The sequence below is a fragment of the Aquimarina sp. AU474 genome (assembly GCF_900312815.1).
Lineage (GTDB): Bacteria > Bacteroidota > Bacteroidia > Flavobacteriales > Flavobacteriaceae > Aquimarina.
This window is the reverse complement of record NZ_OMPE01000004.1, coordinates 383,800-401,357: the sequence shown is the minus strand read 5'-3', so window position 1 is coordinate 401,357 and position 17,558 is coordinate 383,800. Positions and strand designations below refer to the sequence as shown.

General features: G+C 33.0%; 17 protein-coding genes. 4 read left to right on the top strand and 13 right to left on the bottom strand.

Translation table 11 applies throughout. From position 1 onward, the window contains the following. From DK508_RS02865 to DK508_RS02840, 8 genes are all read right to left on the bottom strand, one after another. On the bottom strand, window positions 1-3,144 hold a 3,144-nt coding region (locus DK508_RS02865), incomplete at its 3' end, for an S-layer family protein (protein ID WP_200831832.1). A 782-nt stretch (window positions 3,145-3,926) separates the two neighbouring features. Further along, window positions 3,927-4,091, bottom strand: coding sequence for a hypothetical protein (locus DK508_RS02860; protein ID WP_160114539.1), 165 nt, complete (start codon window positions 4,089-4,091; stop codon window positions 3,927-3,929). A gap of 341 nt (window positions 4,092-4,432) precedes the next feature. After that, window positions 4,433-4,636: a hypothetical protein gene (locus DK508_RS02855; RefSeq protein WP_235016254.1), complete on the bottom strand. Its 204-nt coding sequence runs from the start codon at window positions 4,634-4,636 to the stop codon at window positions 4,433-4,435. Window positions 4,637-5,282: 646 nt separating this feature from the next. Beyond that, the gene (locus DK508_RS02850) at window positions 5,283-5,954 is read right to left on the bottom strand and encodes a response regulator (protein ID WP_109299233.1); all 672 of its coding nucleotides are present in this window, start codon (window positions 5,952-5,954) and stop codon (window positions 5,283-5,285) included. Window positions 5,955-6,056: 102 nt separating this feature from the next. Continuing rightward, on the bottom strand, window positions 6,057-8,120 hold the full coding sequence (locus DK508_RS02845; RefSeq protein ID WP_109299232.1) for a sensor histidine kinase: 2,064 nt from the start codon (window positions 8,118-8,120) through the stop codon (window positions 6,057-6,059). 119 nt (window positions 8,121-8,239) lie between these two features. Beyond that, window positions 8,240-8,392 carry a hypothetical protein gene (locus DK508_RS21005; protein WP_160114538.1) on the bottom strand — a complete coding sequence of 51 codons (153 nt, stop codon included), beginning with the start codon at window positions 8,390-8,392 and terminating at the stop codon, window positions 8,240-8,242. Between the two features lie 46 nt (window positions 8,393-8,438). Next, entirely contained in the window at window positions 8,439-8,585 is a 147-nt protein-coding gene (locus DK508_RS21000) for a hypothetical protein (RefSeq protein WP_160114537.1), read from the bottom strand. Window positions 8,586-8,983: 398 nt separating this feature from the next. Beyond that, a complete protein-coding gene (locus DK508_RS02840; RefSeq protein WP_109299231.1) occupies window positions 8,984-9,721 on the bottom strand; it encodes a LytTR family DNA-binding domain-containing protein in 738 nt (245 codons plus the stop codon). 400 nt (window positions 9,722-10,121) lie between these two features. Between DK508_RS02840 and DK508_RS02835 the strand changes: the two genes are divergently transcribed. Continuing rightward, a complete protein-coding gene (locus DK508_RS02835) occupies window positions 10,122-10,802 on the top strand; it encodes an NAD-dependent deacylase (protein WP_109299230.1) in 681 nt (226 codons plus the stop codon). 149 nt (window positions 10,803-10,951) lie between these two features. On the opposite strand, the gene DK508_RS02830 is transcribed toward DK508_RS02835, so the two are convergent. After that, the gene (locus DK508_RS02830) at window positions 10,952-11,476 is read right to left on the bottom strand and encodes a heme-binding domain-containing protein (RefSeq protein ID WP_109299229.1); all 525 of its coding nucleotides are present in this window, start codon (window positions 11,474-11,476) and stop codon (window positions 10,952-10,954) included. 144 nt (window positions 11,477-11,620) lie between these two features. On the opposite strand from DK508_RS02830, the gene DK508_RS02825 reads away from it, so the two are divergent. Continuing rightward, window positions 11,621-12,238 carry an adenylosuccinate lyase gene (locus DK508_RS02825; RefSeq protein ID WP_235016252.1) on the top strand — a complete coding sequence of 206 codons (618 nt, stop codon included), beginning with the start codon at window positions 11,621-11,623 and terminating at the stop codon, window positions 12,236-12,238. A gap of 122 nt (window positions 12,239-12,360) precedes the next feature. Then, complete coding sequence (gene purB / locus DK508_RS02820) at window positions 12,361-13,704, top strand: adenylosuccinate lyase (RefSeq protein WP_109299227.1); 1,344 nt, start codon at window positions 12,361-12,363, stop codon at window positions 13,702-13,704. Between the two features lie 85 nt (window positions 13,705-13,789). On the opposite strand, the gene DK508_RS02815 is transcribed toward purB, so the two are convergent. The 4 genes from DK508_RS02815 to DK508_RS02800 all read right to left on the bottom strand — a co-directional run bounded on the left by DK508_RS02815 (window position 13,790) and on the right by DK508_RS02800 (window position 15,999). Beyond that, the gene (locus DK508_RS02815; RefSeq protein WP_109299226.1) at window positions 13,790-14,320 is read right to left on the bottom strand and encodes a DUF4252 domain-containing protein; all 531 of its coding nucleotides are present in this window, start codon (window positions 14,318-14,320) and stop codon (window positions 13,790-13,792) included. A 113-nt stretch (window positions 14,321-14,433) separates the two neighbouring features. Next, on the bottom strand, window positions 14,434-14,970 hold the full coding sequence (locus DK508_RS02810; RefSeq protein WP_109299225.1) for a DUF4252 domain-containing protein: 537 nt from the start codon (window positions 14,968-14,970) through the stop codon (window positions 14,434-14,436). 59 nt (window positions 14,971-15,029) lie between these two features. Further along, window positions 15,030-15,503, bottom strand: a complete 474-nt coding sequence (locus DK508_RS02805; RefSeq protein WP_109299224.1) for a hypothetical protein — start codon at window positions 15,501-15,503, stop codon at window positions 15,030-15,032. Further along, entirely contained in the window at window positions 15,490-15,999 is a 510-nt protein-coding gene (locus DK508_RS02800) for an RNA polymerase sigma factor (protein ID WP_109299223.1), read from the bottom strand. The genes DK508_RS02805 and DK508_RS02800 overlap by 14 nt, the downstream gene beginning before the upstream one ends. 132 nt (window positions 16,000-16,131) lie before the next feature. Here DK508_RS02800 and DK508_RS02795 point away from each other — a divergent pair, with 132 nt between their 5' ends. Continuing rightward, window positions 16,132-17,520 (top strand): S41 family peptidase, encoded by a 1,389-nt coding sequence (locus tag DK508_RS02795; RefSeq protein WP_109299222.1) that lies wholly within the window; start codon window positions 16,132-16,134, stop codon window positions 17,518-17,520. Window positions 17,521-17,558: the final 38 nt, after the last annotated feature.

The window sequence follows — 17,558 nt, the reverse complement described above, 5'->3', positions numbered from 1 at the left end:
AGTGGTACTGATCTGCCATTGATAGGTAATTGTACCATCAGCAGTAGTACCCGTAGTCTCACTAAAGCCTGCTACATCTCCACCAGAACATACCGTCTGATCTGCAGCAATGACTCCTGCAGTAATATTGTTTACCGTTACTGCTAACACATTAGTGGTTGCTGTACACGCTACACTATTTAAGGTACTGGTATCTATTCTTCTAAACCAACTATCCACCGTGACGGTACCATGATCGTACGTCGCTGTAGTCGCTGTAGCAATATCACTAAAGCCAGCACTATCGCTAGTGGTACTGATCTGCCATTGATAGGTAATTGTACCATCAGCAGTAGTACCCGTAGTCTCACTAAAGCCTGCTACATCTCCACCAGAACATACCGTCTGATCTGTAGCAATGACTCCTGCTACTATTTGACAATTATCTCTAAATGAAAGATCGCTACTTAATGCTATCGGTGTTGGTGCAGCATCATTATCTAAATCTCCATAAGTAGCTTGTAAATCTGCAATATCACCTGTAGTAACCGCATCATTTACATCCCAAGTAACAGTATTATCCACAGTATCGAATAAATCATCTATTCCATCTCCATCAGCATCTGCAAAAGTAGTAATTGCATTATCCGTATCTCCATTTTCCTCTATATCCAATATTGTATCTTGATCGCTATCCGAATCTAAATAATCAGGAATAGCATCTGCTGCACCATCAGTGTTTACTGGATTGAGTCCCGGACCTCCTCCATTCGTTGTGAGATACGCATTATTTACCCCGTTATTAGTGGTATATTCTGCAGGAGTAGTTGCTGTGGAAATGATATTCCCTCCTGTAGTTTGTGCTTCTACATTATCAGGAATCCCATCATTATCTGAATCCAAATCTAAATGATTTGCAACACCATCACCATCGGTATCAAAAGCAGGGTCTAGCGTATCGCAAACCCCGTTAATATCAGCGTCTAAACATACCGGAGCTGTACCTGTTCCATTATTATCAAAATCTTGATAATTAAAAATACCATCTCCATCGGCATCGGCTGAAGGGTCAACCGACAAACTGTTTTCGGTAATATCCAAAATACCATCATTATCATCATCAATATCAACAGGATCGCGAACGCCATCTCCATCAGTATCAAATGTACCTATGATAGTAATAATTAAATTTGCGATATCAGTACTAGGAGTACTATCCTGTAAGGTATAAGGCGTTGAATCTATCAACGTATCTCCTGGTGCAAGAGCAATTACAGCAGGATTCGTTTGATCTAGAATATAAGTATAAGAACCGTCTGCGTTTATGGTTAAAAAACCATACATAGTAGCTATCGAGTTTCCAACATTACCTGCAACTCCATTGACTTCAATAATACTAACAATATTCTCTCCTTGCCAAAAAATATCTGATAGTCCAGCTATCTGGCCTCCTGGATCTGCATCGGTGGTATTAGGACCATAATTGTATGATATTACTAATTGATCAATTGGAGATTGAAATGCAACATTAATATTACCTGTAGCGTCGGACTCAATCGCAGTACCTAATCCATAAAAAGTATCTCCCCCAGATTCTACAATACCTCCTGTTCTAATAAATTGAAACGTTATTGGAGTTGGAGAGCCTCCGGCAAATCCATGAATAGTAACTTGATCTTGCCACGCTGTCCCTTGAGAATAATCAATATCAGTGATTAAAAATCCAACATTAAAAACTTCTTGGCTAAAATCAATCACCAGTTGTGTATCTGCAACTGGGTTTGTTGCTGGATCAATATTAAACAAAAGATATCCTGTATGTCCTCCGTTGGTCAAAGTATTTTGGGAAGATTGATTAAATCCAGTTCCTATACCGTCTGGGTCTAATGAAGTAAAATCTAAATCAACTCCTCCTATGGTTACTGTCGATCCGCCTACAAGAGTACCGTTTGCAAATTCGTTTTCCCAGATCAATCTAGATAAAGGTCTATCTAATAAATCCTCTCCATTAACTCCATCACCTTCTATCACATTACCTGTGGCTGTGGTAACAACACCTACGCTAACACTGTTGGTATCATCTACGGCTACAGGTGGATCATCTGCTCCATCTATTGTAATTGTTAAAATTCCGTAATCAAATGCTCCGGTACTATCTTCTGTGGTATATGCAATAATATCATCCAGAGATGTCGTACTAGTTAATCCTGCTATCGCAGAATTTGATGTATCTACTGTATATGTATAACTACCATTGGATTGTACTACTATAGAGCCATATAATGTATTATAAGTAGATCCTACAGCAGCAGGGAATACATTTACTTCTGAAACAGAAAGCACATCTCCTCCAACAGAATTATCTACATCATTAGTAAGTAAGTTACCTGTTGCGGTAGTGGTAAGATTAATATCTACACTGTTAGAATCATCCACCGCATCTGGGGCTACAACAACATTTATAAAAGTTTGAGAGGTTGAAGATCCTCCTGTGGTATCATTAAGGGTTACATCTAGGGTTCTCACTCCCTCTGAATATGGAGAAGTTAAATCACCATAGAAAATTTGTTCCAAGAAATCTGCCATTACGGCATTCGGAATAGGAGTATTTGTTGTCTCTGTAATGGTAAAACTCGTTCCAGTTTGGACTACTCTTAATACTATACCTCCTCCTTGATTATATGTAAAATCGTTATTATTACCTAAAAAATATAAATCAAAACCTCCTCCAGCATTGGGTATTGCCAAAAGCTCACTTGCATCTAGATTACCTGCTACTGTAATAGAAGCACCCGATAATGTTCCTGTATCCGAAGTAATAGCAACATTACCTCTTGTTATACGAAAAACATTAGTAGTAGTCGGTTCTAAAAAGAAGGTATAATCATCACCCGCTTCAATTTCATCAAGATCTAAGGTAGGAGGGTCTAATGGAGATTTAGTACTAAATGTACTTTTGGCTAACCTAAAAGATGGTACTTCCGATTGATCAGACTGAACATTCCTCAAGAATAAGTCGTTGCCGCTAGTGTTAAAAATCTGATCTTGTATATAGAAGTTTTCATATGGTTCTACGTCTATCTTGTCCCTAATATTTTGTCCGAAAAAGGTAACAGAACTACATAAGAATAATAATGTTAATGCGTATTTATAAAAACGATACATATTGTTGTGTTTTTTGTTCTCAATATTGTTTTTTAAGAAGGAAATCGTACTATAATTCTATTCTTGCAAGTCTTAATTAATAATTCTTACAGACAATTCATACAGTACCAATAGACACAGTTTTATATTGATTACTTAAGGTAAGAGACCTTATTAAAACACTCTGGTAAAAAAAAACATGATTAATGATAAAATCTTTTTTGAATCTTTTACGGGTATAAAAAATCAGATTAAACATAAGAGGTAATTTTTAGATAATTGTTAGCATTGAGTTAAGTACCTGCCATGCAATGCATGATAAGTAACACTTTGACTCTACATTTATCTAATCTAGATCATATAAGCAGTTTTGTAATTTTAAAAAAATCACTTAGAAATATAACTCGAAGAGGGGTTTAATTATATTTTCTAATAAAGGGAATTATTACTGCCTATTGATATAAATACTTGTATATAAATTATACTTTTTCTTTAGTTATCTAAATTTAGATATTATACCTTGATATACAATATCTTAAAACCACAAAATTAATATGGCTTAACCATATCAAGATATTTCTTAATATATTGCTTAACAAGTATTTAACATATTGATTCGTCATTAAAACAGATTTTCTATTAAATAATAAACAATAAAAATCACTTTTATGACACGTAAATTGACGATTTGCTATTTACGTATTTTTAATTTTTACCGAGCAGTATTTAGAAGAAAATATTAAAAACAATAAAAAGACCTCTCTTTAATAAGAAAGGTCTTTTTTATTTAAATAAGTTAATTTTTAAGAACCTGTAATACAAGTGCATTGCCCTGTAAAGATATTCCCTTGAACTGTTCCCGGACAAAAATCAAAACAACTATTCATCACATAATCACCACCGTGAATAGTTTTTTGCGCTGATTTGTCTAGTGTTTTTACTCCGTTTAAACTTAATAAATCTTTCATAATTGAAAATGTTTTAAAAATTAATTGTTCTTGAACATTTAAAGACACTCAAGACATACGTCTATTAAAGTTGAGTACGTTAATTGACAATGTTGTGTGTGAATTAAAAAATTTAGAATTATGATTTTGTGTAGTTAAGTGGGATAAAACTACTGGATATAAATCGATTACAGAAAAATTAAATATGGTTTAACCTCAGTTAACATTTATTTAACTATTTGATTTACAGTAATTTATGGGAATCCGTAAAAAACTACGGCTTTACCTCAGTCATTTTGAGCACGTATGTTAATCATGTTCTATTTGACCCCAGTCTTTAAAACAAAACGTGACTATATATCTTACAAAATGGCCAAAGTACTATGTAAAAAAGAATAAGCTGCAAAAACATAGCCTACTAATAAAAGGGTAATGATTCCTATTACACCCACAATTTTATAGGTTAACTTATACTCTAGTTGTTTTACATTTGTTGTTTCAGGGGTTTCTTCTGCGGGGCAAGCTTTTGACTCATTCCTTGAAGTAAAGTTATTGAACTTCATCATAGTTAATTTTGTGTTTATCGTTATTCAAGTCTCTGCTATGCTGGCTCACCAAAGTTTTACATATACAGAGTAGTTTCTTTAAAAGTTAACTACCTATTAAAAAAAATATTACTAGGTTATATGGTTATAGTAAATGACTTTATGGGTATTCCTAAGTATATAATCATATAGGGTATCCAAAAGAACCTTTATCATTTTTATCACACTTCTACGTATGCCAATATTTATATGTGGTTTAAGAAACAGGAATAATGATCGTAGAAAAAAAACAGCAACCATTATTAATAAAAAAATAAAATTGTTCATAAACAGGTATTATATTAAACATTGCTTAATTTACTATACATGCATATTAGTGCATAGATAGCCATATCTGCTTTTTGACAAGTGTAATTTAATAGAGTAGAAAAATTATAGATATGAAAAGTAAATAAGAAAAGGGCGGGTAATTAATATAAAATCCTTCTGCATTTTCATGACATTGTGTACTCTAAAAACATTAAGGTAACCTTAATATGTCTAAAATTATCAATAAAACTTTAAATCACATCAGATACCTACCACAAAAATTTTACGGTTTTGCCATAAAAATAAAAGACTACCAAGAATGGTAGCCTTTTTTATAATAGATATTTTAATGTATTCTTTATATAAAACCTCTTTTACGAGCTTCTTCTAGTAGTTTTTGATCATCTGCTTTGGCAATCGAAAACATCTCTTTAATCTGATTCTTTCTCTTCTCGATAGCACTAAGAGACAAACTCACATAATTTGGTAAATTCTTAGTTTTTACACCTCGTGATAAATGATACAAGATTTTAAGATTCTTTTCGTCCAAAGAAAACTTATTGGTCATCATTTTTCTAAAATGATCATTTACCGTAGCACTATAATACGCTTTACCTTTTACAATATTATTAAATGCCAATAAGAGCTCACTAGATGTAAGATCACTCTTAATTAAAAACCCTGCTGGGTTTATATTTTTAAGGATATTATGAATCCTGTGATCTTCGCGATGCATTGTAAGGATAATGACCTTTGCTTTTGGTAACATTTCTTTGGCGTGCTTTGCCAAATCCTCTCCAGATGTAATCTTACCATCAGATGAAGGTGGTAATTTTATGTCTACAAAAAGCATATCATAGGGAGTAGACTCTGAAGATTTTACAATATTATCGTACGCATCATCACAATTGGATGCAATATCAATTTTAATTTGATACTCTTTTTGGTTTTCTCCTAATAAGGTATTCTTATACCCTTCGATAATCATCGGGTGATCATCAATCATAAGAACTTTTAGCTTTTTCTTCATTTCAAAAATTTGTTGTTTTACTCTTCGAACGGCTCATCATAATATTTAACTTTTTAAAAACACAAATATTATGATCTCTATCAAAGAATTATTGTGTGAACATTAAACTGGTACGCTAACAGATACCACAGTACCTGCATTGTTGTTACTTAAAAATTGAACTACTCCACTCATCTGACTAACTCTCGAAGTAATATTTTTTAAACCAATTCCCTTTTTGACCTTATTACTTTTAAATCCTATTCCATCATCCAAGATAGTAAGATTTATTTTATCTTCAATATAATCGAAATTAATTTTTATACTTTCTGCATTGGCGTGTTTGAATATATTTTGCAAGGATTCTTGCAAAATTCTAAATAAGTTTACTTTTTTCTGGTCATCGATATGCTCCCAATCTATATCCTCATCATTGCTAAACTCAAAGTGTAAGTTATTTACCTCACACAGATCACTAATCAAACTCTCTACAGCATCGATATACGCCACATCAGACGGTATGGCCTCGGTACCTAGATCATGAGAGATTAGGCGTATTTCTTTTTCTATCGATTTAAGCTCATCTATATATTTATTACGTGCCTCGGTAAATCCATCATTAGCCCGTTGGTTAATCCCATCCAAACTTAATCGCACTCCAAACAATCTACCTAGTACCCCATCATGCAACTCCTCAGACATACGATGTTGCTCGAGTTGGCGACCTTCTTCTAGCTTAATTTGCTGATTTAATAGTAATCGATAAATCTCTTGATTGGCCTCTTGCTGGGTTTGTGCGAATAAGAGCTCTTTATTACTTTGCTGCTGCCTAAAAATAATATACCCTAACAAAAACAGCGCGGTTAATCCCAAAATCGCGATGATTAAAATTTGATTTTCTTTACTGATTTGGAGGTTCTCAGCTTTCATTTCATCCGTTTCAAATTCTATACGTGCAAATTTATCTCTAAATAAGCGTTCTTCTTTGACCAAACTATCATTAAGCTTTATATAATTTTTAGCATAATCTAAACCAACTTTGCTTTCAGAAATTTCTGAAAGAAGTTGATATGATCTAAGCAGTTCTTCATTATTATTAACCTCTAAGGCTGTATTCTTTGCTCTATTCGCAAAAAATTTAGCTAAACTATCATTATTAACAGATTTATAATATTCTGCTAAATGTAAAGTATTGGTCGCAATACCTACTAGATCATTAACGCTATCTCTTTTTCTAAGCGCTTCATAAAATAAATCCAATACCTTTTCACTATTATCTCCTGACAAAAATTTGGCATATGCCAAATTATCTAATAACAAGGTGTACCTTTTAGGTCTTTTTTTTAAAAATTCCTTATAAGACAATCCTTTATTGTAATACTTTTTTGCATCTTCATAACGATTTTGAGATTTGTAAACTGTTCCTATATTATTGTTTCCGATAATTGCATAACGTACCTCTTTGTTCGTATTCTTAGCATATTCTATAGATTTTTTATGGTAATTAACAGCATCATCATATCTCCCTAAATACTTAGCAACTGTACCCAAATTTGAATAAGACAGAGGCAAGAAAGATTCGGTTTCATCTTGCGCAATTTCAAATTTTTTAATAGCTCTTACTGTAAGTTCTTCACTTTCAGTATAATTTTTAACTTTTCTAGATAATTTGGCTAAATCTAACAAAATTTTACCATGATCATACGCATATTCTGTCTTATCCACTCCTAAATTATTGTCTAAAGAAAGATAGATTTTGTCCGCTTCTTTAAAACTCTTATAAGCACTATCTAATTCTTTATTTCTATAATATATTCCCAAAAAACCATTAGATTTAGCAATTTTGATGGAATCTGATATTTGTTTCGATAGATCCAGCGCTTTTAAATTTAAATACTTAAACTTTCCATAATCTTTTAAAGAATAGTATACTATAGATATGGCATGAAGTCCTTCTATCTTATTTTTTGAGTTAGGCAAAGTACTTACTATACCGTAAGCTTTTATTAACTCTCCTTTTCGCTCTTTTTTTGACCTTGACCTATCTTTTGATTTCTCAACATGAGATTCAATTAAATTCAATTTCAATTGATCTTCTTCGTGGATTTTATCTTTTGATTTATCTGAACAGCCAATGAAGAGAATCAAAAAAAATAATATCAAAGTTTTTTTGAATAAAAGTTTCATTTCGAAATTAGAATTAAACAGATTAGCCTAAAATAATAATTAAAAACTACAAAAAAAATTAAGGAGAGACTAATTTCCATTAGTCTCTCCTTAATTTTTTATATCTATTTAATATAAATTTATAAAGTTGGTGGGATATCTTCATCTGCGTCTTCTCCATAAACATTATCTATATCCTCAATTCCTATTTCCTCATTAACAGAATTCGTTTCACAAGCAAGAAACATTGTACTTAAAAATAATATAGCGAATAGTGTTTTTATAATTTTCATAATTGTCTTTTTTTAATTTTTTCTAAATTTCTTGATTAATCATCCTCTATGAAGGTTGTATTTCCTCATCTGCATCTTCTCCAAATGTTTCAATATCTTCAATTCCTACCTCATCATTTACTGAATCTGCTTCACAAGCGATAAAAAATGTACTTAAAAATAATATTGCGAATAATGTCTTTATAGTTTTCATAGTTGTCTTTTTTAACAGTTTAATACGTTGTTTTTTGGGCGAAAAGCATTGCTACTTTTCTAACTTTTTAATTTCTAATTTTAATTAAGGGGCATCCACTGCGCTGGTGAATTATACTTTAGTTTACTTAAGCAAAATGTGCTTCTCTAATTGTACACTACAAATGTACGGCGCCGTGCCTCGCGCGCCCAATATATTAAGGTGTGTTTAGTGAATGACCCGATGTGAGAAGTACTTGTACCAATTATACGGGTAGATGGACGGATTTTAAAAAGCTTATAATTTACTGTAGGAAATTAATTACAATTGTTGATGTATTGTACTAGTAAGATACATAACAAAAAAAACCGATAGACGCTGTTATCTATCGGTTAATATTTAAATAATGGTATGTTAAATCAAATTTGCACCAAACTTTTCTTGGCCAAATTATCTTTGATTTCTTCTACATTCATTTTATAAGACTTAGAAAATGGGATCATATCATTGGTGTTTTTGATAGCGCATTTTGCCTTACCAAAATGAATTCTTGATACATAATGCGTATTAATGATATAGCTATTATGAATGCGTACAAAATGATCTGGTAACAGACCTTGAAAATGTTTTAAGGTCTTAAATGCCTCCACCTTATTGCCGTTACTCATGATAAAATCGGTAGTATTATTATCGGCTTTTAGGTACAATACTTCTTCTACATCTACAAAACGATAATCTCCATACGATTTAAAACATAATGTACTGTCAACCACTTGATCAAAGTCTTTTTCGAACCGTAAAAGCGTTCTTACTAATTGGCTTTTACTTAATGGTTTAAGGATGTAGTCTAAAATCCTATTTCGTATACCTTCGATAGCATATTCCGAGGTCTTTGTGATCACAATAAACTCTGGTAACTCAGACATGTATTTGGCTAACTCTGTCATTAATGAGTATTGAGTTTTGTCGCAGTGTATTCCTGGCACTTCTGGTTCTAAAAAGACTAATCGGGGCTTTCTCTCTAAAATTAAATCCAATGCTTCTTGCTCGTCTTTAGCGATTCCTGTACAGATATAATCTGTTTTTTCGTCTAAAGCGATTTGAATAGAATCTGCAATTTTTTGATCATTATCAATAATTACATAAGGATATTTCATAGGGTATGAGATTAAAAAATTAATGTTGGTTGATAAGCATTGTAAAAATCTACTTACAAGATAGGGTTTTCATCCTTTCTTTATATACGGTTTTACCGTAATATTAATACGGAAACCTTTTGTAATCAGATAGTTACACATTGCTTTTAGTCGGCTTTTAAACGCTCTTTATCGATAAAAAACCTACGATGACTTACAACGTTCAAAACTTGATTTAAGTATACCAGAGTAGCATATATTTAAAATAACAAGTGGTTTTGGTAATTAATGTGGGTTTTCACATGTATAAACCCTTAAGTTATTGATATTGTGACCTTAAAAAATCTATTTGTTTTTAGGTATCGTTCTTCAAGAATTTTGAATAATTTTAAAGATACATTCAGACGATATATATTTGATCATGAAAAAAATAGTAATCCTTACAGGTGCAGGAATTAGTGCCGAAAGTGGAATCAATACTTTTAGAGATGCCAATGGTTTGTGGGAAGGTCATGATATTATGGAAGTAGCTTCTCCCATAGGCTGGGAAAATAATCCAGAACTAGTATTAGATTTTTATAATAAGAGACGTAGTCAATTACTAACCGTTGCTCCTAATCAAGGGCATCTGGCTTTGGTAGCTCTTGAAAAAAATTATGATGTATCTATCATTACGCAAAATGTAGATAACTTGCATGAACAAGCTGGGAGTAGCAATGTTATCCATTTGCATGGTGAGTTACTAAAAGTGCGAAGCCAGTTTGATGAAAACCTAGTATTAGACTGGAAAGAGGATCTGCATCTTGGAGATTTTTGTGAACACAACTCGCAATTACGCCCTCATATTGTTTGGTTTGGAGAAGATGTGCCCATGATGGATCTAGCTATATCCATAACAGAGCAAGCAGATGTTTTACTTATTATTGGTACCTCTATGCAGGTGTATCCCGCAGCTGGTTTAATACAATACATCCAACATCATACACCTGTTTACTTTATTGATCCAAATCCATCTATAACACCATCGGATCGCCTTACCATTATTGCCGAAAAAGCAACAACAGGAGTCCCAAAGGTGGTTAATGAATTATTAACCATATAATATAAGGACTGCATAATCTTAGAAAAGTGCAATCTTCGATAGGCTCAGATTGATAGGATGTACTAAAATGTCACTCCAAGCCTGTTGGAAATAACAGGCTAAGAATGACTGGGCGCTTTCAAAATAAGCAAATCGTTTATAAATTGGTATTATTCTGTGGTCTCCGTATCAGGAGTTGCTACGGTTAATGAATCATTTATTTTTATATCTAATGTATCTTCTACAGGTATTGTATCATCACGTTCACGAAGTTGTGTTGCCCAATCTATAAGTTTTTTGGCATCACCGCTAGATAATTCGCCATGGATCCACGTATAAGGTTTTAATGGCATTTCTTTATGTTCAATCTCTTCTATAAACTCTTCAAGTTTATGATCTTTTCGCTTATCGGTATAGGACTCCCACTCAGAGACATTAAAATGTTCTTTACCTTCATCGATATGATGTGCCATCCAATGAGAAATAGGGCTGACCTCCATATACCACGGATATCTAGTACTATTACTATGGCAATCATAACATTGTGCTTGTAAAATAGTCTTTACCTCTTGTGGGACCATTGCTTGCTCCTCGAAGGTGGCAATAGTATCATAGCTAGCTTCGTTCTTATCGGGCCTTAGAAATTGTGCAATCACCAAAACCAATAGCAATAGAATAAAAATATTTTTAAGCATTGTGCGAATTATTTAGTAACATGATCATAGCCTATTACAGAAGAGATAACGTTTTTAACAAGTAATTATTATCAATATCTTCTATTATGCCTTTTCTTCAAATTTAGAATATTAAGAAAAAAGGAGATATTAACTTTGTGTTACATGTCAAGGCATAGGCATTGTATTGATTATTTTTTATTTTTGAAATCCAAAGCACAGCACTCTATGATATCTCTTGAAGACACTATTAGTAACATTAATCATTCTCGAGAACAAAGAGGTTCGTTTGCTAACTTGATTCATACTCATCCCGAATTACTACCTGAACTTTTACAAATATGTGCCAAAATTGATGATGAGATTTCGTGTAGAGCTTCTTGGGGCTTAGAATTTTTATGCAAGAAAAAGCTAGAAGCTATCTTACCGTATTTGGATAATCTGATAGCATTAGCACCAAAGGTACATCAACACCCTGCCGTACGCCCTATAGCAAAAATATACGAGTATCTTATTATAGCATATTATCAGAAAAAACACCCTAAAGTACGACAATCTCTTACACGTATACATCGAGAACACATTACTGAAACTTGTTTTGATTGGTTGATTACAGATCAAAAAGTAGCTCCCAAAGCGTATTCTATGACATCTTTATATCTATTAGGTACAGAGTTTGACTGGGTTCACCCTGAGTTAAAGATCACTTTAGAAAACAATTATAATACTGGCAGTGCAGCCTATAAGGCCAGATCAAGAATGATTTTAAAAAAAATATCTTAGTTTTTTCAAAAAAGTTACTCGCTACCACAAGAACTCCAGAAACTTGGAAAAATCTCATTTCCAGAATCGTAAATCGAAACATAAACTTTATCTTTGCACCTTTCAAAAAAAAACACAACATTATGTCTATATTTCCTTTGCAAGCTATTTCTCCTATTGATGGTCGTTATGCTGTAAAAACTAAAAGCTTAAGCACTTTTTTTAGTGAGGAAGCATTAATTAAATATCGTGTCTTAGTAGAAATCGAATATTTTATTGCTTTATGTGAGTTACCCTTACCACAATTGCAAGATATAGATACTTCTTTATTTGATAAACTTAGAGATATCTACATTTCTTTTTCTAGTGAAGATGCTATGGCAATTAAGGACATCGAAAAAGTAACTAATCATGATGTTAAGGCTGTTGAGTATTTTATCAAAGATAAGTTTGATGCACTTGGACTACAGCAATACAAGGAGTTTATTCATTTTGGATTAACCTCGCAAGACATTAACAATACAGCTATTCCTCTAAGTATTAAAGAGGCAATTAGTAATGCATACATCCCACAATACTTAGAGTTGTTAGATAAGCTAAAAACTTTGGTTACAGAGTGGGCTCAAGTATCGATGTTGGCACGTACACATGGGCAACCAGCTTCTCCTACCCGCTTAGGAAAAGAGTTTCAGGTATATGTAACTCGATTAGAAGCTCAGTTTGATTTATTAAAAGATATCCCAAGTGCAGCAAAGTTTGGTGGTGCGACAGGAAATTATAATGCACATAAAGTTGCTTACCCTACGATAGACTGGAAAGCTTTTGGAACCCACTTTGTTCAAGAAAAATTAGGATTACACCATTCATTCCCTACTACTCAGATCGAGCATTATGATCATATGGCAGCATTGTTTGATGGGTTAAAAAGAATCAATACCATATTACTAGATCTAGATAGAGATGTCTGGACCTATGTATCTATGGATTATTTTAAACAAAAAATCAAAAAAGGTGAAGTAGGGTCTTCGGCCATGCCACATAAAGTAAACCCTATCGATTTTGAAAATAGTGAGGGTAACCTTGGTATTGCCAATGCGTTATTTGAGCACCTTGCAGCAAAATTACCAATAAGTAGATTGCAACGTGATCTCACCGATAGTACAGTGTTAAGAAATGTAGGGGTTCCTTTTGGGCATACGCTTATTGCTTTTCAAGCTACACTTAAAGGATTAAACAAACTTTTATTAAATGAAGAAAAGTTTGCTCAGGATCTCGAAAACAATTGGGCGGTTGTGGCGGAAGCAATACAAACTATATTAAGGAGAGAAGGATATCCAAATCCTTATGAAGCTCTTAAAGGGTTAACAAGAACTAATGAGGCTATTAATCAAAACTCTATTGCTAGTTTTATAGAAACACTAGAAGTATCTGATGCTATTAAATCTGAATTAAAACAGATCACTCCTTCAAATTATACAGGGATCTAGATCAACATATACCCAATAAAAAAGCCTTGTAATATAATAATTACAAGGCTTTTTTCATTTTTTGATTTGATGAATGTTATTTTATTTAATCAAAACTATCTGCAATTTGTTTAAACGCACTTAAATCCATTTTTTCTGCAGTTTTTACCAATTTCGCAATCTTCTCTGGCTTCATATTATTACCTAACACCCTTACTAAGGCTAACCCTTTTTCATCATGCTTAGCAAATACGATAACCTCATCGATCTCATCTTCGTCACCCAAAAATTTTATAACTGCTTTGGTACCATTAGATCCTACTCGCATTAATGTTTCATATTTTTCATTGCTCAGTATGGCATTAATAGCCTCACTTTCTTCTTCATATTTACTTTGTAAGTCATCATTTAATTTCAATGCCAAAAAGTTCACTTTTTTTATACTTTCTAAAGTTTCTTTTTCATCTTGCGAAAGGTCGACCTCATTTTTATCCAAAAGACTAGATGGTATATCAACAGCTATAAACGCATTATCGTTTTGATGATCTACAAAATATTGTTGTAATGATGTCTCGCTATTACAGCTCATTATGGATAAAATCCCTATTGCGCCTAAGACTTTAAATATATTCTTCATGATCTTAATTTTTTTGTCTCTAAATTTATGTTAGAGATGGTTGATTGATTGATGAAGACCAAATTTCTTCTAGCCAATGCTAGAAGAAATTTAGTCATTATATTAAATAGGTACTAGTTACCTTTTTTTACCTTTTTCAATTCTTCACCTCCTGGTACATTAAGGTGGTCTGCAATTTTAGATACTTGCTTTAAATCGATATCACCTGTAATGGTTAATACCACAGTATCTGGTCCGTCTCCATTTTCTTTTACTCCATCCAAAAACATAAACAACTCACTTACATGATCGTCGTCTTTTCCTGGCTTAGAATAAAACTTCACATTTTTACCATCACTATTTACTCTCATTAACTCATCTAGTGTAGAGCTTTTAAGATATGATGCTACATCTGCCTTCATTTTCTTTCCTATCTCATCATTATCTGTAGCAAAGACTTTTATGTTTTTAATCTTTTCTACCAGGTTCACATATTCTTGAACCTCTTTATCATTACTTTCTAAATCTATTTTACTTAATAATTTGAACATTTTGCTGGTTACGATCACAGAAGATACATCTTTCATGTTCTCATATTTATCAAAACTATTCTGAGCACTGGCCATATATGGTACCACTGCAAAAACTAAAATAATCACTAACTTTTTCATAATATTTACATTTAAAATACCGGATCATTGTTTACCATATTCCGGAAAATCGTTTTTATCTATTTTATTAACTCTTTTGTTGTGTTTTCGAACTCATTGAGATACACCAAGTTTCTTTTGGCATTATCAAATTCATTCAGGTACACTAGGTCCTCTTTACCCTCATTCATTATTTGAGAAACCATATTGAGGATTTTTTTGGTTTCTTGTAACGCTATTTCTGGATCTTCAAAAGTTCCTAACTCTTCTGGTTCTGGTGAGGTCTTTGTAAAAAAGATCCCCGCAATCAGAGCAACCGACGCGGCAACTCCTACCCATTTTGACCATGAAGTTTTACTTGTTGGAATTTTTGTATCCTTAGTAGCAGTTATGTTGCTCTCTTCCGAAAAAAACTGAAATAAATCTTTGTATCTCTCTAGATGCGACGGCACAGTTTCTCTGGTAAAGTAAACCTTTAATTCTTTTTCTTCAGAAATGGTCGTTTCGCCTTCGAAATACTTCTCCAGTAATTTTTCTATGTTAGACAACTCCATAATTATGTTTTTTTAATAATTCCTCTCTTATTTTTTTTCTTCCTCTTGATAATGCAACTCTTACTGCCGTTTCGTTAAGTCCTAACATTTCGGCTATTTCTGCATTATCATATTGTTCTATATCTCTAAGCTGAATAATCATTCGTTGTTGTTCTGGCAAACCGTTCATGATTTTACCTACCCAATCCAGACTATCTTTTGCTTCAACTTGTCTTTGTAATGAAGCTCGCTCATCTTTATAATTACTATGTACGATCTTCAAATTTCCAGTTTCCTTTGCCTTTAACTTATCATAACAATAATTTTTGGTCATTGTCATCGCAAAAGCTTCTACATTCTTATATTCAGCCATCTTACTTTTATTCCTCCATAACTTGAGCAATATCTCCTGGGTGGCATCCTCTGCTTCTTCATTACTCACCAGTAGACGTTTGGCCAGCCTAAAAAGCTTGTCCTTAAATCCATTAGTAAGCGTTATAAATGCTCTTTCTTTCATTTTTTGATTGGTTGATGTATAAAACTTTTGGTCTTATATTAGGGAGACGACTATACCTACAATTTGTTACATTCTTTTTTAAAATTACAATAAAACAGGTACTTTTAGCGCTATATACTTAAAAAAGACACTATGTTATACTTCAGGCATTTTTTGCTATTCGTTTTAATTGGAAGCCTGAGTACAGGATGTTTTGATGATAAGGATGATGTCCCTCAGATCGCAAGTACAACAGATATAAATAATTTTATCTGGAGAGGCATGAACGTATTTTATTTATATAAAGCCGATGTTGCTGATCTGGCCAACGATCGATTTGCCTCAGATCAAGAGTATAACACCTTTATAAGTAGTTTTGATACTCCTGAAGCCATTTTCGAATCTTTAAAATCTAACGTAGATGAATTTAGTTTTTTGGTTGATGATTACATTGCCTTAGAACAAGCCTTTGATGGTTTAACCATGAATAACGGAATGGAGTTTGGCTTAGTGCGCTATCCAAATGTTCCATCCAACATCTTTGGATTTGTGCGTTATGTGCTCCCTAACACTGATGCGCAAACAAAAGGGATCCAACGAGGTTATATTTTTAATACCATCGATGGTACTCAAATCACCGAAAACAATTTCAGACAATTATTAGAACCTGATACCTATACCATTGGTCTAGCAACTTTTGATGGTACTGATATAACACCAACTGGGGAATCTATTGAACTCACTAAGGCACAATACACCGAAAACCCAGTTTTTATCTCAAAAACCATTGATGTAGGTGGTAGCCCAGTCGGGTATATAATGTATAATGCATTTACAGCAGATTTTGATGCTCAACTTAATGCCGCCTTTGGTCAATTTAAATCAGATGGTGTAACTGATTTAATTCTAGATGTACGATATAATGGTGGTGGATCAGTAACTTCGGCAATTGATTTATCAAGTATGATCACAGGTCAATTTAATGGCCAAGTTTTTAGTACCGAAGAATGGAATAGTGAATTACAAAGTCAACGCGGCGAGGTTAACTTATTTGATACCCAAATTAGAACGGGAGAAGCGATAAATAATCTAAACCTGTCTCGAGTTTATATTCTAACAACAAGAAGCTCGGCATCAGCAAGCGAATTGGTGATTAACGGTCTTGACCCCTATATAGATGTAATACAGGTGGGGGCAACAACCAGAGGTAAGTTTCAAGCGTCTATAACTATTTATGATTCCAACAATTTTGGTCGATTAGGAGCTAACATAGGACATACATATGCCATGCAACCTTTGGTACTTAAATCCATAAATTCTGTTGGGTTTACTGATTATTTTAATGGATTCGTCCCAGAAATCCCGATAGAAGAAGATTTCACGAATCCTGGCACGATTGGTGAGGCTAATGAACCTTTACTGAAAGCAGCAATTGACAACATTATAGGCAACAAAAGTTTTCATAATTATAATATATCAAGGTTAAAAAGTGTTGGCAATAGCAACATGTTTAATCGCGATTATGAACTTATGTATGAATAACGAATTCTGAATGTCAATGTACCAATTAACAGTTGTTA